The sequence below is a fragment of the Mesorhizobium sp. C089B genome, assembly GCF_030323125.1.
Lineage (GTDB): Bacteria > Pseudomonadota > Alphaproteobacteria > Rhizobiales > Rhizobiaceae > Mesorhizobium.
Map to the genome: position 1 here is coordinate 836156 of NZ_CP100469.1, position 19206 is coordinate 855361.

Annotated in this window: 24 protein-coding genes and 1 tRNA gene; 16 read left to right on the forward strand and 9 right to left on the reverse strand. The window is 62.1% G+C overall.

From position 1 onward, the window contains the following. Window positions 1-30: 30 nt before the first annotated feature. Window positions 31-2172, forward strand: a complete 2142-nt coding sequence (locus tag NLY44_RS04170; protein WP_023689501.1) for a sodium-translocating pyrophosphatase — start codon at window positions 31-33, stop codon at window positions 2170-2172. Between the two features lie 77 nt (window positions 2173-2249). On the opposite strand, the gene NLY44_RS04175 is transcribed toward NLY44_RS04170, so the two are convergent. Continuing rightward, the gene (locus NLY44_RS04175) at window positions 2250-3248 is read right to left on the reverse strand and encodes a glycosyltransferase family 2 protein (protein ID WP_023805104.1); all 999 of its coding nucleotides are present in this window, start codon (window positions 3246-3248) and stop codon (window positions 2250-2252) included. A 1-nt stretch (window position 3249) separates the two neighbouring features. Continuing rightward, window positions 3250-3795: a dTDP-4-dehydrorhamnose 3,5-epimerase family protein gene (locus NLY44_RS04180; RefSeq protein ID WP_245263759.1), complete on the reverse strand. Its 546-nt coding sequence runs from the start codon at window positions 3793-3795 to the stop codon at window positions 3250-3252. 301 nt (window positions 3796-4096) lie between these two features. On the opposite strand from NLY44_RS04180, the gene NLY44_RS04185 reads away from it, so the two are divergent. Together NLY44_RS04185 and NLY44_RS04190 are read left to right on the forward strand one after the other, a co-directional pair. Then, window positions 4097-4558, forward strand: coding sequence for an anthrone oxygenase family protein (locus tag NLY44_RS04185; protein WP_023805106.1), 462 nt, complete (start codon window positions 4097-4099; stop codon window positions 4556-4558). Window positions 4559-4633: 75 nt separating this feature from the next. Beyond that, the gene (locus NLY44_RS04190) at window positions 4634-5191 is read left to right on the forward strand and encodes a hypothetical protein (protein ID WP_023805107.1); all 558 of its coding nucleotides are present in this window, start codon (window positions 4634-4636) and stop codon (window positions 5189-5191) included. Between the two features lie 43 nt (window positions 5192-5234). Here NLY44_RS04190 and NLY44_RS04195 read toward each other — a convergent pair whose 3' ends face one another. Then, a complete protein-coding gene (locus tag NLY44_RS04195; RefSeq protein ID WP_023700544.1) occupies window positions 5235-6149 on the reverse strand; it encodes a LysR substrate-binding domain-containing protein in 915 nt (304 codons plus the stop codon). Between the two features lie 207 nt (window positions 6150-6356). Here NLY44_RS04195 and NLY44_RS04200 point away from each other — a divergent pair, with 207 nt between their 5' ends. Next, complete coding sequence (locus NLY44_RS04200) at window positions 6357-7397, forward strand: helix-turn-helix domain-containing protein (protein WP_286456712.1); 1041 nt, start codon at window positions 6357-6359, stop codon at window positions 7395-7397. Between the two features lie 100 nt (window positions 7398-7497). On the opposite strand, the gene NLY44_RS04205 is transcribed toward NLY44_RS04200, so the two are convergent. Continuing rightward, window positions 7498-8010: an outer membrane protein assembly factor BamE gene (locus tag NLY44_RS04205; RefSeq protein ID WP_023669368.1), complete on the reverse strand. Its 513-nt coding sequence runs from the start codon at window positions 8008-8010 to the stop codon at window positions 7498-7500. A gap of 115 nt (window positions 8011-8125) precedes the next feature. Here NLY44_RS04205 and NLY44_RS04210 point away from each other — a divergent pair, with 115 nt between their 5' ends. The 7 genes from NLY44_RS04210 (at window position 8126) to NLY44_RS04240 (ending at window position 12924) form a co-directional block, all read left to right on the forward strand. Beyond that, window positions 8126-8668, forward strand: coding sequence for a ubiquinol-cytochrome C chaperone family protein (locus NLY44_RS04210; RefSeq protein ID WP_023689497.1), 543 nt, complete (start codon window positions 8126-8128; stop codon window positions 8666-8668). Between the two features lie 15 nt (window positions 8669-8683). Beyond that, window positions 8684-9232 (forward strand): YceD family protein, encoded by a 549-nt coding sequence (locus NLY44_RS04215; protein ID WP_023669370.1) that lies wholly within the window; start codon window positions 8684-8686, stop codon window positions 9230-9232. 147 nt (window positions 9233-9379) lie between these two features. Next, on the forward strand, window positions 9380-10450 hold the full coding sequence (plsX, locus tag NLY44_RS04220) for a phosphate acyltransferase PlsX (RefSeq protein WP_023689496.1): 1071 nt from the start codon (window positions 9380-9382) through the stop codon (window positions 10448-10450). Window positions 10451-10459: 9 nt separating this feature from the next. Beyond that, window positions 10460-11431 carry a beta-ketoacyl-ACP synthase III gene (locus NLY44_RS04225; RefSeq protein WP_023669373.1) on the forward strand — a complete coding sequence of 324 codons (972 nt, stop codon included), beginning with the start codon at window positions 10460-10462 and terminating at the stop codon, window positions 11429-11431. 104 nt (window positions 11432-11535) lie between these two features. Continuing rightward, complete coding sequence (locus NLY44_RS04230) at window positions 11536-11859, forward strand: integration host factor subunit alpha (RefSeq protein ID WP_006201891.1); 324 nt, start codon at window positions 11536-11538, stop codon at window positions 11857-11859. A gap of 134 nt (window positions 11860-11993) precedes the next feature. Then, window positions 11994-12536, forward strand: a complete 543-nt coding sequence (locus NLY44_RS04235) for a MerR family transcriptional regulator (RefSeq protein WP_023669374.1) — start codon at window positions 11994-11996, stop codon at window positions 12534-12536. Between the two features lie 85 nt (window positions 12537-12621). Continuing rightward, the gene (locus NLY44_RS04240; RefSeq protein WP_023669375.1) at window positions 12622-12924 is read left to right on the forward strand and encodes a hypothetical protein; all 303 of its coding nucleotides are present in this window, start codon (window positions 12622-12624) and stop codon (window positions 12922-12924) included. 73 nt (window positions 12925-12997) lie between these two features. Here the strand turns inward: NLY44_RS04240 and NLY44_RS04245 are convergent, their stop codons facing one another. Further along, complete coding sequence (locus NLY44_RS04245; RefSeq protein ID WP_023805109.1) at window positions 12998-13267, reverse strand: hypothetical protein; 270 nt, start codon at window positions 13265-13267, stop codon at window positions 12998-13000. Between the two features lie 413 nt (window positions 13268-13680). On the opposite strand from NLY44_RS04245, the gene NLY44_RS04250 reads away from it, so the two are divergent. Then, window positions 13681-13884 (forward strand): hypothetical protein, encoded by a 204-nt coding sequence (locus tag NLY44_RS04250; RefSeq protein ID WP_023669377.1) that lies wholly within the window; start codon window positions 13681-13683, stop codon window positions 13882-13884. Window positions 13885-14118: 234 nt separating this feature from the next. On the opposite strand, the gene NLY44_RS04255 is transcribed toward NLY44_RS04250, so the two are convergent. Then, window positions 14119-14325 carry a hypothetical protein gene (locus tag NLY44_RS04255; protein WP_084559020.1) on the reverse strand — a complete coding sequence of 69 codons (207 nt, stop codon included), beginning with the start codon at window positions 14323-14325 and terminating at the stop codon, window positions 14119-14121. Window positions 14326-14486: 161 nt separating this feature from the next. Further along, on the reverse strand, window positions 14487-15101 hold the full coding sequence (locus NLY44_RS04260; protein WP_023805110.1) for a hypothetical protein: 615 nt from the start codon (window positions 15099-15101) through the stop codon (window positions 14487-14489). Window positions 15102-15397: 296 nt separating this feature from the next. Here NLY44_RS04260 and NLY44_RS04265 point away from each other — a divergent pair, with 296 nt between their 5' ends. Next, window positions 15398-15691, forward strand: coding sequence for a helix-turn-helix domain-containing protein (locus tag NLY44_RS04265; protein ID WP_023682373.1), 294 nt, complete (start codon window positions 15398-15400; stop codon window positions 15689-15691). A gap of 77 nt (window positions 15692-15768) precedes the next feature. Here NLY44_RS04265 and NLY44_RS04270 read toward each other — a convergent pair whose 3' ends face one another. Continuing rightward, window positions 15769-16221, reverse strand: a complete 453-nt coding sequence (locus NLY44_RS04270) for a cupin domain-containing protein (RefSeq protein WP_023730864.1) — start codon at window positions 16219-16221, stop codon at window positions 15769-15771. A gap of 244 nt (window positions 16222-16465) precedes the next feature. Between NLY44_RS04270 and NLY44_RS04275 the strand changes: the two genes are divergently transcribed. After that, window positions 16466-16927: a YbaK/EbsC family protein gene (locus NLY44_RS04275; RefSeq protein WP_023805111.1), complete on the forward strand. Its 462-nt coding sequence runs from the start codon at window positions 16466-16468 to the stop codon at window positions 16925-16927. A 51-nt stretch (window positions 16928-16978) separates the two neighbouring features. Here NLY44_RS04275 and NLY44_RS04280 read toward each other — a convergent pair. Beyond that, window positions 16979-17055: transfer RNA gene (locus NLY44_RS04280), tRNA-Pro, on the reverse strand. A 143-nt stretch (window positions 17056-17198) separates the two neighbouring features. On the opposite strand from NLY44_RS04280, the gene NLY44_RS04285 reads away from it, so the two are divergent. After that, a complete protein-coding gene (locus NLY44_RS04285) occupies window positions 17199-18167 on the forward strand; it encodes a glycosyltransferase family 8 protein (protein ID WP_023805112.1) in 969 nt (322 codons plus the stop codon). A gap of 47 nt (window positions 18168-18214) precedes the next feature. Then, the gene (locus NLY44_RS04290; protein ID WP_023805113.1) at window positions 18215-19198 is read left to right on the forward strand and encodes a glycosyltransferase family 8 protein; all 984 of its coding nucleotides are present in this window, start codon (window positions 18215-18217) and stop codon (window positions 19196-19198) included. Window positions 19199-19206: the final 8 nt, after the last annotated feature.

Sequence of the window (19206 nt, forward strand, 5' to 3'; positions counted from 1 at the left end):
TTTGGGCCATCAATCGAGGAAAATTCGGCAATGACCATCATTTCTGCCGTCATCGCCTGCGGCTTGCTTTCAATCCTTTACGCCATCTGGGCGACACGATCGGTTCTTGCAGCCGATCAGGGCAACGCACGCATGCAGGAAATCTCCGCCGCCATCCGCGAAGGCGCGCAAGCCTATCTGGCGCGCCAGTACACCACCATCGCCATCGTCGGCGTGGTCGTGCTCGTGCTCGCCTGGTGGCTGCTCTCGATCACCGCCGCGGTCGGCTTCCTGATCGGCGCCGTGCTCTCGGGCGCCGCCGGTTTCATCGGCATGCACGTCTCGGTGCGCGCCAATGTGCGCACCGCGCAGGCGGCGTCCAACAGCCTCGCCGCCGGTCTCGACATCGCCTTCAAGTCGGGCGCCATCACCGGTATGCTGGTGGCTGGCCTCGCGCTGCTCGGCGTGTCGATTTACTACTATATCCTGACCGGCCCGATGGGCCTGCAGCCCAATGACCGCATCGTCATCGATGCGCTGGTTTCGCTCGGGTTCGGCGCATCGCTGATCTCGATCTTCGCCCGTCTGGGCGGCGGCATCTTCACCAAGGGCGCCGACGTCGGCGGCGATCTCGTAGGCAAGGTCGAAGCCGGTATTCCCGAAGACGATCCGCGCAACCCGGCCACCATCGCCGACAATGTCGGCGACAATGTCGGTGACTGCGCCGGCATGGCCGCCGACCTCTTCGAAACCTATGCGGTGACCGTCGTCGCCACCATGGTGCTGGCCGCCATCTTCTTCGGCGGAACCGCCGCTCTGGGTGCGGCGATGCTCTATCCGCTCGCTATCTGCGGTGCCTGCATCCTGACCTCGATCGTCGGCACCTTCTTCGTCAAGCTCGGTTCCAACGGCTCGATCATGGGCGCCCTCTACAAAGGCCTGATCGTCACCGGCCTGCTGTCGATCGTCGGTCTCGGTGTCGCTACCTCGGCAACCGTCGGCTGGGGCGAGGTCGGCACCGTCGCCGGCATGACCATCATCGGCAAGAACCTGTTCATCTGCGGCCTGATCGGTCTCGTTGTGACCGGTCTCATCGTGGTGATCACCGAATACTATACCGGCACCAACAAGCGCCCGGTGAACTCCATCGCCCAGGCCTCGGTGACCGGTCACGGCACCAACGTCATCCAGGGACTTGCGGTGTCGCTGGAATCGACCGCACTGCCGGCAATCGTCATCGTCGGCGGCATCATCTCGACCTACCAGCTCGCCGGCCTGTTCGGGACGGCGATCGCGGTCACCACCATGCTCGGCCTGGCCGGCATGATCGTCGCCCTCGACGCCTTCGGCCCGGTCACCGACAATGCCGGCGGCATTGCCGAAATGGCCGGCCTGCCCAAGGAAGTGCGCCACTCCACCGACGCGCTCGACGCGGTCGGCAACACCACCAAGGCGGTGACCAAGGGCTATGCCATCGGTTCGGCCGGTCTTGGCGCGCTGGTGCTGTTTGCGGCCTATTCGAACGATTTGAAGTTCTTTGCCGCCAATGGCGACAAATATCCATACTTCCAGGGCATGGGCGATGTCTCCTTCGACCTCTCCAATCCCTATGTTGTCGCCGGCCTGATCTTTGGCGGCCTGATCCCGTACCTGTTCGGCGGCATCGCCATGACGGCCGTCGGCCGCGCGGCGGGCGCCATCGTCGAGGAGGTGCGCAAGCAGTTCCGCGAGGATCCGGGCATCATGGCCGGCACCTCCAAGCCGAACTATGCCCGCGCCGTCGACCTTCTGACCAAGGCGGCGATCCGCGAAATGATCATCCCCTCGCTGCTGCCGGTGCTGGCGCCGCTCGTCGTCTATTTCGGCGTGCAGCTGATCTCGGGCTCCAAGGCGTCCGCCTTTGCGGCACTCGGCGCCTCGTTGCTCGGCGTCATCGTCAACGGCCTGTTCGTCGCCATCTCGATGACTTCGGGCGGCGGCGCCTGGGACAATGCCAAGAAGTCGTTCGAGGACGGTTTTGTCGACAAGGACGGCGTCAAGCACCTCAAGGGGTCCGAAGCGCACAAGGCTTCGGTCACCGGCGACACGGTTGGCGATCCCTACAAGGACACCGCCGGCCCGGCGGTCAACCCGGCAATCAAGATCACCAACATCGTGGCGCTTCTGCTGCTGGCCGTGCTCGCGCACGGCTAAGGCAACGCCACTGCTTCAGGAACAAACCCGCGGGAGCGATCCCGCGGGTTTTTGTTTGAGATTTACGCTGGTGGCAGTCAACCCTCATCCGGCTCGGTGCCGGCATCGCCGCGCTTGCTGTAGCGATCGAGCAATTCGCTCACGCCAGGTTCGCGCTCAGGCATCGGCGCCAGGCCACGCAGGCGCCGCAGCTTGGCAAGGAAGGCGCCTCGCTTATACTTGCGGCGGAAGGCGCGGGCGCGGGGATGGATGCCAAGAGCCGCCATCAGCCTGCGCCTGAGATAACTCGATGCCGCCAGGCGAATGGGTTCGCCCGCGCAGCCAAGGATTTTCACGCGCAAGGCGTCCGGCGTCTGCATGGCGTCCAGAAGATCCTTCTGTTCCTGCGCATTGTCGCCGAGATAGGAACCCTTGCGTATGCCGGAATGCAGCTTGATCACCGTGAGGTGCGGCATCGTCGCGATCACCGCGCCCTTTCGCCATCCCCGAAACAGCCAGTCCTGCGAGCTTTCGCAAAAGCACTGGCTGGCGGGTCGCCAAGGTCCGAGCAGGCTGAACGAAGCGCGGCGAAACATGTGTGCCGAGCCAAATCCTTCCGTCGTGACGGGGTCGTAAAAACCATCCTTGCCGATCCCGAAGATCGAATTGACAGGATTGCCGGCCGCCGACGGCGGCTGGATGACGGCACCGCGCGCCAGCACCACGTCGGCGCCCGAGGCGTCGATCCAGCCGGTCATCGCCGCCAAATGGTCGGGAAACCACAGATCGTCGTGGTTGAGCAAGGCGACGAAGCGGCCACGCGCCCTGGCAAAGCCGATATTGTTGGGACCGGACTGTTCGCCGAAATTGACAGGAAGATCGATGTAGACGATGCGGGCATCGTCAAATTCAGCGACAACGGCCGCCGTATCCGGCCTGCAATCGTCGCCGATGACCAAGGCTTCCCAGCCTTGCAACGTCTGGCGCATGACGCTGGTCAATGCCTGCCGCAGTGCTGCCGGCCGGTTGTGCGTCGCGATCACGATCGAGACCAGCGGTTCGCCGCCGGCCTGATCGCGCTGCGCCGATGCTTCCACGCTACACCAGTCTGTAGGGAATGTGGTCGGTGTCTGGCGGCAAGCGCCAATGGTCGGGCTGATCGTAGGCATAGGCCTTGTCGACGAGGTTGAGCAGCACCGCCGTCTCCGCTCCGAGCGAAACAACACCGTGCCATATTCCGGGTGGAATGATGACGACCGCCGGGCGCAACGGGCCGATAATCTTGTGCCAGACGGCGCCGAAGGTCGGCGAGGCCTTGCGTCCGTCAAACAGCGAAATGCGGACGCTGCCGACGCAGCAGAATAGCCGGTCGGTGGTCACCGCATGGGCATGCCAGCCTGTCACCGCGCCGGGATACAAGGTGCGTTGGAAGACCTGGCCGACCGGTTCGGAATCGAGCTCCCACTCCTTGCGAAAGATCTCGGTCAGATAGCCGGTGGAGGTTGCGACCGGCCTTATCTCCTTGACCCTCACGCCATCGATCGCCACCGGCTCGATGGGCATCCAGTCAGGCGTGACCACCTGGCCGTCAGCCGTTCCGGTCGCCATCCAGCCTGTCGGTTTTGTCCGGGTTTTTTCCGGCACGGATGCTCCTCCCAATTCAGCGTGATGCGCCATTGGCCAGCACGGTCTGATACGAATTTCACCGGTCGCTGGCAAGTACGCGTCAATGTTTGCTGATAGCTTTCGACCTCACGGCACTTGATGTTTCCGACGCAATCGGAGGGCCGCATTGCCCAAAACATCGTTCCATCCTACCCAAGCCCGGACCGTCCGCCTGCTTTAATACCCCGGCCATTGGCCAGGACATTGCAATAGGCGCGGTGTCGGGCTCGCCTCTGCGGCGATTTTGGCCAGGGAAACGACATTCGGGCAGGGAAAAGACATGGACATTTTCTTGATGGCGGCTTCGCTTGCGCTGGCTGGAATTATTGCCGGCATCTACGTCTCGGGCGTAATCCACGATTTTCGCATCGATGATCTTACCGCCGGCCAGTACATGGCCATGCATCAGATGCGCGACCGGACGTTTACCCGGGTGATGCCGGTCGTCAGGCTGACGACGCTGGTGCTGATCGCGGCGATGGCGATGTTTGCGGTCGATGCCGGCCTGCCGCGCATCCTGGCCATCGTCGCCGCGGCGCTGGTGGTGATCGACATTGGCTTCACCGTCAGCCGTCAGGTGCCGCTCAACAAACAGGTGCAGAGCTGGACGCCGGTGACCATCCCCGATGATTGGGCGCAGACGCGCGACAGCTGGGCGGCCAACCACAATCTGCGCCTTGTGCTTGGACTGGCTGAATACGCCTGCCTGTTTGCCGCGGTCATCCTGACGCTCAGCCGATGATTCAGTTTTTGCGGAACGCCACACCATGGGTCGGCACTTCTGCCGGTCGCCGCCGTTGAAAACAGGAGTATTGCCATGCTGCATCACGCTTCATTCAACGCCCGCGATCCCCAGGCTGTCGCCAGCGTCCTTGCCGAAATGCTTGTCGCCACCGCGGTTCGTGCGCCGTCGCCGCCATTTCCTGAGGGAGCATGGTTCGTCTGCCTCGGCGACGATTTCGGCTCGCTGATCGAAATCCTGCCGTGCGGCACGGTTCTGGACCAGCAAGCGCCGCTCGGCATCGGCTTCGACCCGAACATGCGCCTGCGCTCCGGCTCGCATGTGCTGCTCAGCACGCCCAATTCGACCGAAACCATCCAGGGCATTGCCGCCCGCATGGGCTGGCATAGCGAGCTGATCGATGCCCGCCTGTTCAAGGTGCTCAAGGTCTGGGTCGAGGACGAAACCCTGGTCGAATTCCTGACGCCCGAGATCGCACCGCTATACCGCGCGACATTCGCCTGGGGCGGCATGGCGACACTCGACGCCAAGCTGCGCGAGCTGGAGAGCCAGATGGCGGCAGCGCTTGGCGCCAAGGCGGCGAACCAGTCGGGCCGCAAGGATGAGCAACTGGCCGATACGATGAGTCCGTGAGCCCCGACGCCTTCCGATGAGAGCTCCTGGACGGCCGCCGAGGTCAACCGGCGCCGGTGTTGTCGCCGGCTTCCGCCTTCAGCCAGTTGATGAACGATCTGGCAGGCTCCCAGGCGGAGATGGACGGGTGGACGACGACGTAGTGGTTCCAGTTCGTCGGTATGTCCGTCGTCAGGAGGCGGACGAGCCTGCCGGTCCGCAAATCGCTCTCGACCAGCGACTTCCTCGCGATAGCGACGCCCAGACCGCTCGCCGCCGCTTCGACCGCCAACAAGGTGCCATTCAGATTCATGCCGTCGCCAACCGTATCCAGCGGCAGATTGTTTCTCTCGAACCAGTGGCGCCAATTGGCGCCGCTCTCGTCATTTTCGGCCGTCGTGTCGAGGATGCGGAACAGTCGCAGCACATCGTGCTGGTCTCTGACCGGGCCGTTGGCGGCGAGATAGTCGGGACTGACGACAGGAAAGATCGCATCTGCCATCAGCCATTCGGTCTCGACGGCCGGATAGTGTCCGCCGCCGAAACGCAATGCGATGTCGACTGTTCGCTGCGAAAGGTCGACGACTGCAAGATCCGCATTGATGTCGATCTCTGTTTCGGGATGCTTTTTGCGAAACCTGTGCAGGCGCGGGGCCAGCCAGCGTACGGCATGCGAAGGAATGGCAGTGACCCTCAGCCTCGTGCGCTCGTTGCGCGCGACACTCGCGACCGTGCTCTGGATTTCCAGCAATGCGCGTCGCACGCCCGCGGACAATCGTTCGCCTTCAAGCGTTAGTTCGACGCGGCGGACATGGCGGGTGAACAGAAGCACGCCGAGATCGGCTTCGAGATCGGCGATGCGGTGGCTGAGCGCGCTTGGCGTAACATTCAGCTCATCGCCGGCGCGCTTGAAGCTGCCCAGCCGGGCAATGACCTCGAAAGCCCGAATGGATTCCAGTTGTGGAAGCCGTCTTGTCATTTGCCGTTACCCGATCCTGCCCATGGGTTCCTTAGCATGAATGAACAAAGCTCATCCATAGCTTCGTAAATAGTCTTTTGTCCAAGTGCGCAAATCATTGTAGCCATCCAGTGCCCCCGATTGCCGCCGTCGGATGAGAGGCCGTTCATGGAACGAGCCTCGACTACGAACGACAGTGAAATGAAGACAATCGCTTGGGAGTACCCCATGACTATTCGACCCCCCGAGTTTGCGTATGCGCGCTTTTCGACCGCCATGTGGCCGCGAGCGGAATGGCGAAACGTCTATTGCGACCTGTTGCGCCGGATGGTGACCGACATGGATTTTAACGTCACGGAGGAAAAGCTCTCCGTCGACGCGACCATCCTGCGGCTGCCGGGCGTCGGCATTGCCGATTCGAGGACCACCGCCTTCCGCACCATCCGTTCCAGCGCCATGGCCAAGGGGACCGATGACTACATTTTCTTCATGTGTCTGGAGGGCGCTGCCACCTTCTCGCATCTCGGCCGCGAGGCCAGCATCGAGGCCGGCCAGGCAATCCTTCTGTCCTCCTCTGATCCGCATGTGATCGAGCGGGCGATGTCGCATCATCTCTTCATCACCATCCCCAAGGCAGCGCTCGGGCCCATGGCTGCGAATGCGGACGCCGCCCTGATGACGCCGATGTCATGCGTGGGCGAAAAGTTCTTGCTGCTGACCAGCTATGTCCGTCTGCTGATGCAGGAGCCGAACCTGGCCGCGTCCGAATTGCGCTGGCTTGCCGCCAAGCACATACAGGACCTTGTCGCGGTCGTGGTCGGGGCAACGCAGGACGCCACTGAGGTCGCCGCAGGCCGCGGCATACGCGCCGCGCGGCTGCGCGCCATCAAAGCCGATATCGAAAGCAATCTGGCTTCCGGCGATGTCGGGTCGGACGCCCTGGCCGGGCGCCACCGCGTCAGCGCGCGCTATATCAGAAAGCTGTTCGAGGGTGAGGGTACCTCGCTGTCGCAGTTCGTGCTTGGCCGGCGGCTGGCGCTGGTTTGCAGCAAGCTAGCCGACCTGCGCCTGGCACACCGCACCATCGGCGCCATCGCCTTCGACGCCGGCTTCGGCGATCTCTCGACCTTCAACCACGCCTTCCGCCGGCATTTCGGCATGACGCCTTCGGAAGCGCGGCAGAGTGCGGCTGTGCACCGCGCCTCGCTGGAGCCCGGCGGCCGAACAGGCCACGCGCGGCAAAGCGCGACGGGTGTTGCGGCCGCATGACCTCAAAACAAAAGCCCGCAGGATCGCTCCCGCGGGCTTTTGGTCGCCTGAGATGGTGTCGCTTCGGGGGAAGCAAAAATCTAAGGAAGGCGGTCGCTTCTTAGGCGCCGCCGCCAGGAATGGGGGGCGCCAGCTTGCTGGCGCCTTTGATGATCTGGCTAAGGAAGTTCTGGTCCTTGCCGCCGGTCGGCGTGGTGCGCGAGATGAAGTCGAAAATCTTGCCGTCCTTCAGACCGTAATTGGCAATCTGGGTGACGCGCCCGTCCTCGCCAAAATAGACCGCGAGCACTTTCTGGTCGACCAGGCGCGGCTTGTCGAAAGCGACATAGCGCTTGCGCGTCTGCGAAATGTAATAGAACGCCTCATTGTCGAAGGTGGCTTTCGTCGATGGCGTGCCGAGCGCCAGAAGCACCTGTTCGCGGCTGGAGCCCACCGGCACCGAATCGACCGCCTGCTGGTCGATAACATAGCCCTGCGTCAGCGTCTCGCTAGGGTTAAGGTCGCCGAACATCTTGGACGAATTGCAGCCCGACAGCGCGGAAGCCACCAGCACCAGCGAAACCGCGGCGGTGGCCCCAGGCAGAAAAGTCGACTTGAATTTCAGCGCGCGCAACAACAACTCCATTAGCTGGCCGCAACTTGCGCTGGGCGGCAAAACCGGTAAACCAGCTTGCTTGCCGATGCAACAAGGCCCATTCAAACAATCGGTCCCCAGGAGACCACCCTCAATGTTCCAGCGCCTTTTTGGCCGCGAACGCAACGCCAACCGCGCTATCACCGAGGCGCTTTACGCACAAATCGTGGCGGCGGCGCGGCAGACCGTGTTTTATTCCCACTGGAATGTGCCGGATACGCCGCTCGGCCGTTTCGAGATGTTGTCGCTGCACATGTTCCTGTTTCAGCACCGGCTGCGCGGCGAAGAGGGCGTCGCGCAAGAGGTCGCGCAGGTGCTGATCGACGAGTTCTTTCTCGATGTCGAGCATTCGCTGCGGGAACTGGGCGTTGGCGATGTCGGCGTGCCCAAGCGCATGAAGAGGCTGGCCAAAATGTTCTACGGCCGTACCGCCGCCTATGACGACGCGCTGGGACGCAGCGACCGCGACGCGCTTGCTGCCGCCCTGGCGCGCAATGTCAGACCCGATGCCGGCGCCTGGCCGCAAGCCTTGCCGCTGGCGTCCTATGTAATCGATGCCGCCAGGCAGCTTGAAGCACAGCCGTCCGAATCGATCGTTTCCGGTGCCGTGGCGTTTCCCGTCGCGAAAGCGGAGTGAGGAGGGGAGACCAAGATGAAACATGTGGACACGCCTAGCCCGGTCTCATTCGCGGCCAATGTCGGCCGCCTGCCGCACAAAGGTTTGCAGGTGGTGATCGACGCCGACGCCGCGCAGCGCGCAATGCTTGCGCGCGAGCACGAGCTGCTTTCGGTCGAAAACTACCGTGCTGAGCTTTTGGTGGCGCCGTGGAAGCGCAATGGCGTCAAGGTCAGCGGCCGCGTCGAGGCTGATATCACCCAGGCCTGCATCGTCACCCTTGAGCCGGTCGCGGCCCATATCGACGAGGAGGTCGAGGCGCTGTTCTTGCCCGAACAATCCAAACTCGGACGGCAAGGTTTCGAAGGCGGCGGCGAGATCCTGCTCGACGCCGACGGGCCAGACGGCCCGGAAACATTCTCCGGCGACACGATCGACGTCGGCGCGCTCGCCGAACAGTTCTTCGGGCTGGCGATCGATCCCTATCCGCGCAAGGCAGGCGCCTCTCTCGATGCCGCCGGCCCGGACGAGCCCGTCGAGAATGAATTCCAGCAAAAGCTGCGATCCTTGCTTGGAAAATCCTAAAACACGAAGCGATCGGAGAAAAGCCGGTTGTGCGGCAGCCCAAAACCGCTATTTTCGCCGAACCTTCGCGAGCCCCCGAATTTCGCGAGTTTAGTATTTCTTTCGCGGGCCATGTGCCCTGGCCCAAGCTAGTGAGATAAAGACCGCGTGATCAGGATTTCCATCGATGCCATGGGTGGCGATCACGGGCCAAACGTGGTCATCCCGGCACTCATGACGGTCGCCGTCAGGCGTCCCGACATCCGCTTCGTCATATATGGGCGCGAGGAATTGGTGCGCCCCGAACTCGCCAAATTTCCCAAACTGGCCGAGGTCAGCGAGTTCCACCATTGCGAAGTCGCGGTCAGGATGGATGACAAGCCGAGCCAGGCGCTGCGCCACGGCCGCTGGAAGTCGTCGATGTGGAAGGCTGTCGAAGCAGTCAAGAGTGGCAGCGCGCAGGCCTGCATTTCGGCCGGCAATACCGGCGCGCTGATGGCGATGTCGAAGTTCTGCCTGCGCACGATGGCGACCATCGATCGTCCGGCGATCGCGGCGATCTGGCCCACGATGCGCGGCGAGAGCGTGGTGCTGGATGTCGGCGCCACCATCGGCGCCGATGCGCACCAGCTGATCGACTTTGCCATTCTCGGCACCGGCATGGCGCGCTCGGTGTTCGGCATCGACCGGCCGAAAGTCGGCCTGCTCAATGTCGGCGTCGAGGAGATCAAGGGACAGGAAGAGGTCAAGGAAGCCGGGCGCATGCTGCGCGAGGCCAACATGGCCTCGATGAATTATCATGGCTTCGTCGAGGGTGACGACATCGGCAAGGGCACGGTCGACGTGGTCGTCACCGAGGGCTTTGCCGGCAACATCGCGCTCAAGACGGCAGAAGGCACTGTGCGCCAGATCTCAGGCTATCTGCGCGCCGCGATGAACCGCACGCTGATGGCCAGGATCGGCTATGTCTTCGCCAGGGGCGCTTTTGACCGCCTGCGCGAAAAGCTCGATCCGGGCCGCTCCAATGGCGGTGTTTTCCTGGGTCTGAACGGCATCGTGGTAAAGAGCCATGGCGGCGCCGATTCGGACGGTTTCGCGGCGGCCATCGAGCTTGGCTACGACATGGTGCGCAACAATCTGATCGACCGCATCGAGGCCGATCTCGACCTGTTCCATGCGCGCAACCCGCATGCCCAGGCAAGCAGGAAATCCGACGCCACCGTCGACGAAAAGGAATAGGAAAGAGCTTTGATCAGATCAGTCGTGCGCGGCACCGGTGCTGCGCTGCCCCGCCGCATCATGAAGAATGCCGATTTCGAAGGCATGGTCGAGACCTCGGACGAGTGGATCGCCCAGCGCACCGGCATCCGCCAGCGTCATATCTCCGCCGATGACGAGACGACGGCGTCGCTGGGCGAGGCGGCGGCGCGCGCAGCGCTCGACAATGCTGGTCTTACGCCTGCCGACATTGATCTGATCGTGCTGGCGACCTCGACGCCCAACAACACCTTTCCGGCGACCGCCGTCGAGATCCAGAACCGGCTCGGCATGCATCACGGCTTTGCCTTCGACCTGCAGGCGGTGTGCTCGGGCTTCGTGTATGCGGTGACCACCGCCGACCTCTACATCAGAGGCGGCCTCGCCAAGCGCGTGCTGGTGATCGGCGCGGAGACCTTTTCTCGCATCCTCGACTGGAGCGACCGCTCGACCTGCGTCTTGTTCGGCGACGGCGCCGGCGCGCTGGTGCTGGAAGCGGATGAGGGCACCGGCGGCATTGCCGACCGTGGCGTGCTGGCGATGAGCCTGCGCTCCGACGGCGCCCACAAGGACAAGCTTTTCGTCGATGGCGGTCCCTCGACCACCGGCACGGTCGGCCATCTCAGGATGGAAGGCCGCGAAGTGTTCAAGCACGCCGTCGGCATGATCACCGATGTCATCGAGGCGACGTTTTCGCAGGCCGGCATAACCGCCGACGACCTAGACTGGTTCGTGCCGCATCAGGCCAATAAACGCATTATTGACGCTTCGGCCAAGAAGCTCGGGATTGCTGAGCAAAAGGTGGTGGTCACCGTCGATTTGCACGGTAACACCTCGGCTGCTTCCGTGCCGCTAGCGCTTTCGGTGGCCGTCGCCGACGGTCGCATCAAGAAGGGTGATCTCGTGCTCCTGGAAGCGATGGGCGGAGGCTTCACCTGGGGCGCGGTTCTCGTTCGCTGGTAAGTGCCGAACGGTCCGGTTTCGGTCCTTGACCTTGCCGGATCAATTACTTAGGCTCTGCCTTTACCTGTATCGATTTATGTTTTTTGAACTGATGGGACGGTCGCATGGGGGGAAAGACACTTACGCGCGCCGACCTTGCCGAAGCTGTTTACCGTAAGGTCGGCTTGTCACGCACTGAATCGGCAGAACTCGTCGAAGCGGTGCTGGACGAAATCTGTGAAGCCATCGTACGCGGCGAGACGGTGAAGCTGTCGTCCTTCGCCACCTTCCACGTCCGTTCCAAGAACGAACGCATCGGCCGCAATCCCAAGACCGGCGAGGAAGTGCCGATCCTGCCGCGCCGGGTGATGACCTTCAAGTCGTCGAACGTGCTGAAAAGCCGTATCCTGCGCTCGCACCAGAACAGCAAGGCCAAGGGCGGCAAATAGGTTCTGCCGCAGGCTTCGGTTGAAAACGCCGGGCCGTTTTGACGCCGGGCTTGAATATTGTTTCATAAACCGCTGAAATGATACCCGATTCGGTAGACTGGGCCGGATCGCCGTCCAGCGTGAGGATTTCGCCCATGGACAAGAGCCCCGACGCTTTCCGCACCATCAGCGAGGTCGCGGAGGATCTCGATCTGCCGCAGCACGTGCTGCGCTTCTGGGAAACCCGTTTCAACCAGATCAAGCCGATGAAGCGCGGCGGCGGCCGCCGCTACTACCGGCCACAGGATGTCGAACTGATCAAGGGCATCCGCCACATGCTCTACGACCAGGGTTACACGATCAAGGGCGTGCAGAAACTGCTGCGCGAGAACGGCAACCATTTCCTGGTCGCCATCGGCAATGGCGACATGGCTGCCGTCGAAGCGATCTCGCAGCGCAGGCAGGCCGATCAGGTGCCGCTGACGCCAGCCGCCCAGCCGCGCGGCATGGATGACGAGATGCTGGTCGGTCAGCCCAAAGTAAAACCCAGCCGCCGCTTTTTCGGCCTGGGCAAGACCGAGGAGGAAGGTCCGGTCCAGCCCGGCGCATCGAAACTGTCGCGCGACAACCGGGCCTTGCTGCAGGAGGCGCTGTTCGACCTCTTGGAGTGCAAGCGCCTGCTCGACCAGGTGCGCTAACCTTTCCGCTGCCCTCGGGCAAGCAGACCGGAACCGGTTCTGCGGCCATGCGTTTGGCCTTCTCTCAAAAGAAGGAAAAACAATCATGGTATCGCTTTCGACCCTCTCCGATCTCGATCTCGAAAAGCAGGTCGCGACCCTTTCCAAAGAGCTCGCCGCGTTGCGCAAAGTCGTGGCCAAACGCGGCGGTGCTTACTACGAGGACGGGCGCGATGCCGCTTCGGACTATTATGGGCAGCTTGCCGACCTTGTCAGCGATGCGCTGCCGGCGATCAGGAAGCAGGGCAGGGCGATCGAAAAGACGGCGCGCGATCGTCCGGCAACAGCCGCTGCTGTTGGGTTGGTCGTGGTCGGCCTTCTCGCCAGCCTGTTGCTCAGCCGGCGCTAAAACAATTCACGAAAACAAAAAGAAAATGGCGGCCGTCCCGCGGACGACCGCCATTTCCCTGATCTGCGGCCGATTACTTGGCGAGCTTGATCTTGGCCTGCGGCAAAACCTGCGCGGTCTGGCTGCACTTGCCATAGACAGTGCCATTCTTGTCCGTGGCGTCGGTATAGGTGCCTTTGCACTCGATCGAGAGCACCAGGCAATGACCGGAGCCCTTGCAAACCGCGCCGCCGTCGCCCGTGGGATGCGTGCCGTTGGCGAAAGCCGAGGTCGGAACGGAAGCCGAACCGAAGGCCGAGACGATGAGGGCCGCGGCGAGCGTGATGCGCTTGAAGTTGGTCATTTGAGCATTTCCTTCTCTGGATCGAGGATCGCCACCATGGCGTCCTTCTGTGTTGGGATCGCCTTCTCGGCGTCCATGCCGGTTAGTGCGGCCTCCAAAGCAAAGGTTCATGCGTGGTTCGAATTTTCTTCGCGTTTTTTCGCGACGTCGATTTTTAGCCTTCGCCAACGGACGGCGCCTGGCGGGGCCGGCATCGATCATGCATTTTCGCGTGAAGGCCGCTGAGGTAGCGGCGCGGCATCCCATGCGAAGGTCACACCGTGGCGTGCCCAAATGGCCGGCCAAGACCTAGTCCGCGCCCGGCTCTTGTCAGGTAGCGGCAGCAGTCATTGCCGCCACTTGGCACCGCGCTTTCTGCCACTCCCGGCTGCGACTATAACGCCAGTCCAAAGGTACCGGCGGAGGAGACGGGCGTGGTCGCAAATTACATCGACGAGTTCATCATGTTCTGCGCTGGGCTGTGGATGACAGGCGTTGGTTTTGGGCTGCTCCAAAGTCCTTTTCAGGCCCAGAAAGGTCAGCAGCCATGGTGGCTGCAGGTCGCGAAGCATTTCAAATGGATGGGACCGCTTTTGATTTTGATCGCAATAGTGCTCGCGTTCGCGGCGCCGTCCTAGCGGGTTCCGACAGCATTGAGAGACCCGTGGTGTCCTGCAACTGGCAACCGCTGTGTTGTCGGCCTTGCGCCTGATACGTTCGTTGGGGTGCGCTGTGGTTGCTCGCGTTCTGGCGCATCGGCGCCATCGAATCCTGCCTTCAGCTTTTCCACGTGTCGCCTGGCAAAAACCAACGGGAAGGCGGCCTTGGCGAGGACTCCAGGGCCAGCCTTCCCGTTGGGCAAGTCGGCCGTGTCAGGCCTTCTTGGCCTCCACCTTCTTGTGGTGGTGGTGGTGGTGGTGGTGGTGATGGTGATGGCGGTGATGCTTGTTGTGATGATGATGATGGTGGTGATGCTTCTTGTGCAGCGGTGCTGCGTCGGCGCTGCTGGCGCCGATGAGCGGCAGAGAGACAGCCAGGGCAAAAGCCAGCCCGAGAGCCGACAGGAGGGACTTCTTCATGACTTCGTTTCCTTTTCTGCGCGGGCTGAATTTGGCCGTCACCGAGCAAGATCGGTGCCGGTGAACCCCGCAGTCATGACTATCGCCTCCGAACTTTTCGACAGTTTTTCCGGACTGTAGAATTTTGTTTCTGGATTGTGTCTGGCGGCTTCGTCGGCAACTTACATCGGCGGAATGACGCCGTTTGTGCCGACAACGACCCGGCCCGCGGTCAGCCTGCCGTCACTGCCGCGCTCGGCGTTGACGAACACCACAGCGCCAGGCTTGAGGTCGGCGGGCGTCGCCGGCGCGAAGGTCACCACCGGCGTCGTCTGCGGGATCGCGATCTGCTTTTTCTGGCCATTGTCGTAGGTCAGCGTCACCGTGCGACCTGCAATCTCGGTGACATCGGCGACCGTGCCGTTGGTCATCCGGCTGTTGGGCTCGAGATCCCACGGGCGGTCGCCTTCGCCGGCGCCCTTCAGCGCGGCCGGGAAGATCACCACCTCGAGCGCGCCGCTGCCGCCATCGGCCTTCGAAACAGAGGCAATGCCGAGGAAATCGCCTTGCTTGATATCCCCGGCATCCGCCTTGGCGACGCCGGAAATCTTCCACCCTTCAGCCAGCGCGATGGCGTCGGTAGCGCCTTCGCGGGTCTTCACCGTCAGCGTCGCTCCGGCAAAGGCGGTCACCGTGCCGCGAATGCGCACGGCCTCGGCGGCTTGCGCCGCGACCATGCTCGCGCCAGCGAGGCCTGAAATCGTGGCGAGCACGATGGCTGATGTCTTGAATGTCATGGATCTGATCCTCTTGGGAAAAGCTGGCCCGATGCGGCTGCCAGCAACATCAGGCTAACGCGCGAGCGGCGCAAAACCGCTGAACACTTCGGCGTGCGGCCCTTCAAAAGAACTTGATTGGGAGATCGGGGCGGAGATCCTATATGTGCCCTGGCGCCTGCGGTTTTGACGCCGGTTCACGATGCTGTGACGGTCGGTTTGGGCCTTGGCAAATCGCCGTCAAGCGGGCATTGTCCCGGCTCTCAGGCAACACCCTATCATTTGATCCAAAACTCTTTAGCCCCATGGAGTTGCCAATGCCCCAAACTGCAAAACACGAACCCTTCTCCAGGCTGGCGGCCGATGTTGCGGCCGACGTTGCGCTCGAGCACCCCGGCCTCAAAGCCATCCGGGAGACAAAGGGATACAGTATTGAAGAGCTTTCCCTGACCTGCGGTCTGTCGACCAGCGAGATTGCCGACATAGAGAGCGGCAAGGACACCGATCCGACGAAACTTCGCCGGATCGCCGCAGCATTGCAATTGCCGGAAACGGCCCTGATCGATGCCCCGGCGCCCACGGCGCCTGTGGAAAACCGGTCCGTTTCATAAACAACGGCCAAGCGTCGTTCAACAAGCCCGCCATGGTTTGCCCTGGCGGGCTTGTTGCATTCGCCCAACGGCGAATGTCACTTCTTGCTCGGATCGTCCGCCGGGTTGACGTAGGTGATCGCGAACGGCCCCTCGCCATGAACCTGGACGATCGTAGCGCTTGTCGTCCAGGCGTAATGGTTCATTCCCTGTGGGGCTACGCCGAAGCCGCCGGCGGTCAGTTCGATGCCCTTGGTCTCGTCGAGCTTGTCGCCCATGCCGATATGAAAATTGCCGGAAATCACCGTCACATATTCCGAGGTGGGATGGTTGTGCGCGGCAATCCTGTAGCCGGCCGGCAGCTTCAACCGCAGCACGTAGATGCCATCCTTCGAGGGGTCCCCGGCGATGACAGCCATGTCCGCGCCGGCGGGCAAGACAGCAGGAGCAGGGCCCCATTTGATGGCGTCCGCGTTTATCGGCATGTCGTCGGCAAGCAGCGGCGCCGTCCCGATAAGCAGCAGCGCCAGAGCCGAGGCGAGCTTGAGCATGATGATCTCTCCGGTTGGTGGTGGGAGCACAGCATCAGCGCCGGCCCTGATCCATTGCGACCTACCAAGGCAGCAGCCCGAACACATCTCCCGCACGGGGGATGCGCCTTGCGTTGCTGACATGCGGCGCGACCCGCCTGGCCTGGTATCGCTGCAGCCGTCGAGGGGCGGGGAGGTTGCCGCCGACCGAGCGTGAAGCTATCCAGTGTGAACGCTAACCGTTTTCGAATGGGACAATGCCGAGATGAGCCTTGAATCCGTGCGCGCCTTCCTGGCTGCCCATGCGCCCGATGTCGAAGTGCTCGTCACCGAAGCGAGTTCCGCGACGGTGGCGCTGGCGGCTGAGGCGCACGGCGTGGAGCCGGCGCAGATCGCCAAGACCATCTGCCTGCGCGTCGGCGGTGAGACCATGCTGATCGTGGCCGGCGGCATGTCGAGGCTCGACAACCGCAAATTCAAGGACCGTTTCGGCGGCAAGCCGCGCATGCTTGACGCCGATGAGGTTGTCGCGATTACCAGCCATCCCGTCGGCGGCGTCTGCCCATTCGGCCTGCCGGCGCCGCTGCCGGTCTATTGCGACGTCTCGCTGCGCGCCTTCGATGAAGTCGTGCCCGCGGCCGGCGCCATCAACGCCGCTGTAAGGCTCAGCCCGCAGCGCATGGCACAGATTGTCGGCGCCGAATGGGTTGATGTGTGCCAAGGATGAATGTTGGTGATTTGAGAAGCAGGACCTTTGGGGGCATGTCCTGTCTAAAAATGGTCGGAGTGGCCGGATTCGAACCGACGACCCCTTGACCCCCAGTCAAGTGCGCTACCGGGCTGCGCTACACTCCGGACCGCGCAAAGCCATATATTTTCAAGGGGTATGGTGCAAGCGCTAAAACGGCGCGCCGGGCCTGAAAGTCGCCAGCATTCGGCCTTGTCGCCGCAACGCCAAGGCGATATGGCTCGCGCAGTATCGATACGAAGGATTGCGCGTGGCAAATTCCTGTTTTTTTCTGGCGGCCGACGCCAATTATTTTCCGTATGCATGCTTGGCGGCGCGCAGAATTCTGGATGTTTCGGGAGACGCAACGCCAGGCTTCATCCTGCATGTCGGCGCACGTGATGCCGATATGCGTGTTGCTGAACGCCTGCTGAAGAACCGTCTTCGCATAGTGGACGTTTCGGGGCTGTTTGCGGAGGCTGGCCATACTTTCCGGCCAAGCAATGTCGGCACTTTTGTTCGGCTTTTCGCCGACCAACTGCCTCAGTTCGCGGACTATGACCGCATCGCCCATGTCGATTGTGATGTTCTGTTCAATCGAGATATCGCCGACCTGGTGGGCCAGACACTTCATGCTCCGTTGTTGGCCGCTCACGACGATTACATGTATTTCCGCCCGGGCTATCGGAACAAACTGTCGATGCAGCCGGGGGCGCCTTATTTCAACGCCGGCATCATCGTCTTCAACATGCCGCCGGTGCGTCAACAGGGACTTTTGCACCGCGCCAGAGATGTTGCCGTTGCCGGGCAAATGAACGATCAGAACGCGCTGAACATCGTCTTCGAGGGCAAGTGGCAGACGATGCACCCGAACTGGAATTTGATGTCCAACGATACGAAGGAGTTTCGGTTCGCCCAAGCCTATGCGCGGCATTTCGCCGGCGGCAAGCCCTGGGGAAGCCAGGTCGACGTGGAGCCCGAGGCGCTTGCCGTCTGGCGCGATCTGGCAAGGGATACGCCGTGGCTTGAGCCCTTCCGGCAGCGTATTCCCTTCGAGCGGGGCGTCATGAGGCGGTTCGCCCGAAGGTTCGACGGTATCATGGGGATGTTGCCGAACAAGGACCGGTATCGGCGGCGCGCACGGTACGACGGCAGCAAGGTGCATAAGATATATGCCGAGCATGCTGACGCCGGGGCGATGGCTGTGCAGTTTCCGGAAGTACTCGGTGGTTTCGCCTGAGACCCGCAACGGAGCTCTCGCGAATGGGTCAGGCAACAGGTTGTAGCATGCCGCAAAAATCGTGTTTCTTTTTCGCCACCGACCAGAGGTATTTCCCGTATGCCAGCCTGGCGGCGCGCCGCGTGCTGAATGTGTCGGACCTCCTCGACGGCTTTATTTTGCACACCGGTGTCATCTCCAACGAAGACCGAGCTATCGGAGAGCGTCTGCTCGGTGGGAAGATCCGCATCCTGGATGTCACGAAATTCATGGAAGCGACAAACTTCAACCGCGGAACGCACCCAACCCTTGCGACCTACATCAGGCTGTTTGCCGATCAATTGCCGGAGTTCGAACCATATGACCGCATCGCCTATTCCGACGCCGATGTGCTTTTCAACAGATCGATAGAAGACCTCTGCAACGTCCCGCTCAACGCTCCGCTGCTGGCCGCACACGATGAGCAGACCTATTTCGACGTAAAGTATCGACAGCATTTACCGATGCAGCCAGGCGCGCCGAAGTTCAATGCCGGCGTGCTGGTGTTCAACATGCCACTGGTCAGGCAGGAGGGGCTTCTGGAGCGTACCCGGCAGTTGGCCTCCGAGCAGGTTTACGGGATGGATCAAGGTGCATTGAACGTGGCTTTCGAGGGCAGGTGGCAGACGATGCACCCGTTCTGGAACGTGATGACCAACTACACCAGCCAGATTTCTTTCAGCCGCTGCTACGCCCGCCACTTCGCCTGGGGCAAGCCCTGGGACCGTCCGCCGATCGGTGTCGAGGTCGGCGCCATGGCGATCTATCGTGATCTGGCGAAAGGCACGCCCTGGGCCGGCCGTTTCAACAGCAACTGGCCGATCAAGAGAGGCATATTGAAAAACCTCGGCCGCAAGTTCGACGCCATCAGCGGGATTTTGCTGAACGACGAGAAGCGCAAGCGACGGGCGCGGTTCGACGCCGAAAAGGTCAGCGCCATCTTTGCCAGCCATGCGGACAATTCGATGTTGGCCGTGCGGTATCCCGAGCGGGTGACCGGTATCGCGAGATAGACGAAATC

Bases quoted from the DNA above. Each gene is read 5' to 3' on its own strand.
- NLY44_RS04230 (WP_006201891.1), top strand. From the start codon at position 11,536: ATGGGGGGAAAGACACTTACGCGCGCCGACCTTGCCGAAGCTGTTTAC.
- NLY44_RS04190 (WP_023805107.1), top strand. From the start codon at position 4,634: ATGCTGCATCACGCTTCATTCAACGCCCGCGATCCCCAGGCTGTCGCC.
- NLY44_RS04240 (WP_023669375.1), top strand. From the start codon at position 12,622: ATGGTATCGCTTTCGACCCTCTCCGATCTCGATCTCGAAAAGCAGGTC.
- NLY44_RS04260 (WP_023805110.1), bottom strand. From the start codon at position 15,101: ATGACATTCAAGACATCAGCCATCGTGCTCGCCACGATTTCAGGCCTC.
- NLY44_RS04200 (WP_286456712.1), top strand. From the start codon at position 6,357: ATGACTATTCGACCCCCCGAGTTTGCGTATGCGCGCTTTTCGACCGCC.
- NLY44_RS04235 (WP_023669374.1), top strand. From the start codon at position 11,994: ATGGACAAGAGCCCCGACGCTTTCCGCACCATCAGCGAGGTCGCGGAG.
- NLY44_RS04195 (WP_023700544.1), bottom strand. From the start codon at position 6,149: ATGACAAGACGGCTTCCACAACTGGAATCCATTCGGGCTTTCGAGGTC.
- NLY44_RS04185 (WP_023805106.1), top strand. From the start codon at position 4,097: ATGGACATTTTCTTGATGGCGGCTTCGCTTGCGCTGGCTGGAATTATT.
- NLY44_RS04265 (WP_023682373.1), top strand. From the start codon at position 15,398: ATGCCCCAAACTGCAAAACACGAACCCTTCTCCAGGCTGGCGGCCGAT.
- NLY44_RS04170 (WP_023689501.1), top strand. From the start codon at position 31: ATGACCATCATTTCTGCCGTCATCGCCTGCGGCTTGCTTTCAATCCTT.
- NLY44_RS04245 (WP_023805109.1), bottom strand. From the start codon at position 13,267: ATGACCAACTTCAAGCGCATCACGCTCGCCGCGGCCCTCATCGTCTCG.
- NLY44_RS04215 (WP_023669370.1), top strand. From the start codon at position 8,684: ATGAAACATGTGGACACGCCTAGCCCGGTCTCATTCGCGGCCAATGTC.
- NLY44_RS04270 (WP_023730864.1), bottom strand. From the start codon at position 16,221: ATGCTCAAGCTCGCCTCGGCTCTGGCGCTGCTGCTTATCGGGACGGCG.
- NLY44_RS04210 (WP_023689497.1), top strand. From the start codon at position 8,126: ATGTTCCAGCGCCTTTTTGGCCGCGAACGCAACGCCAACCGCGCTATC.
- NLY44_RS04255 (WP_084559020.1), bottom strand. From the start codon at position 14,325: ATGAAGAAGTCCCTCCTGTCGGCTCTCGGGCTGGCTTTTGCCCTGGCT.
- NLY44_RS04290 (WP_023805113.1), top strand. From the start codon at position 18,215: ATGCCGCAAAAATCGTGTTTCTTTTTCGCCACCGACCAGAGGTATTTC.
- NLY44_RS04275 (WP_023805111.1), top strand. From the start codon at position 16,466: ATGAGCCTTGAATCCGTGCGCGCCTTCCTGGCTGCCCATGCGCCCGAT.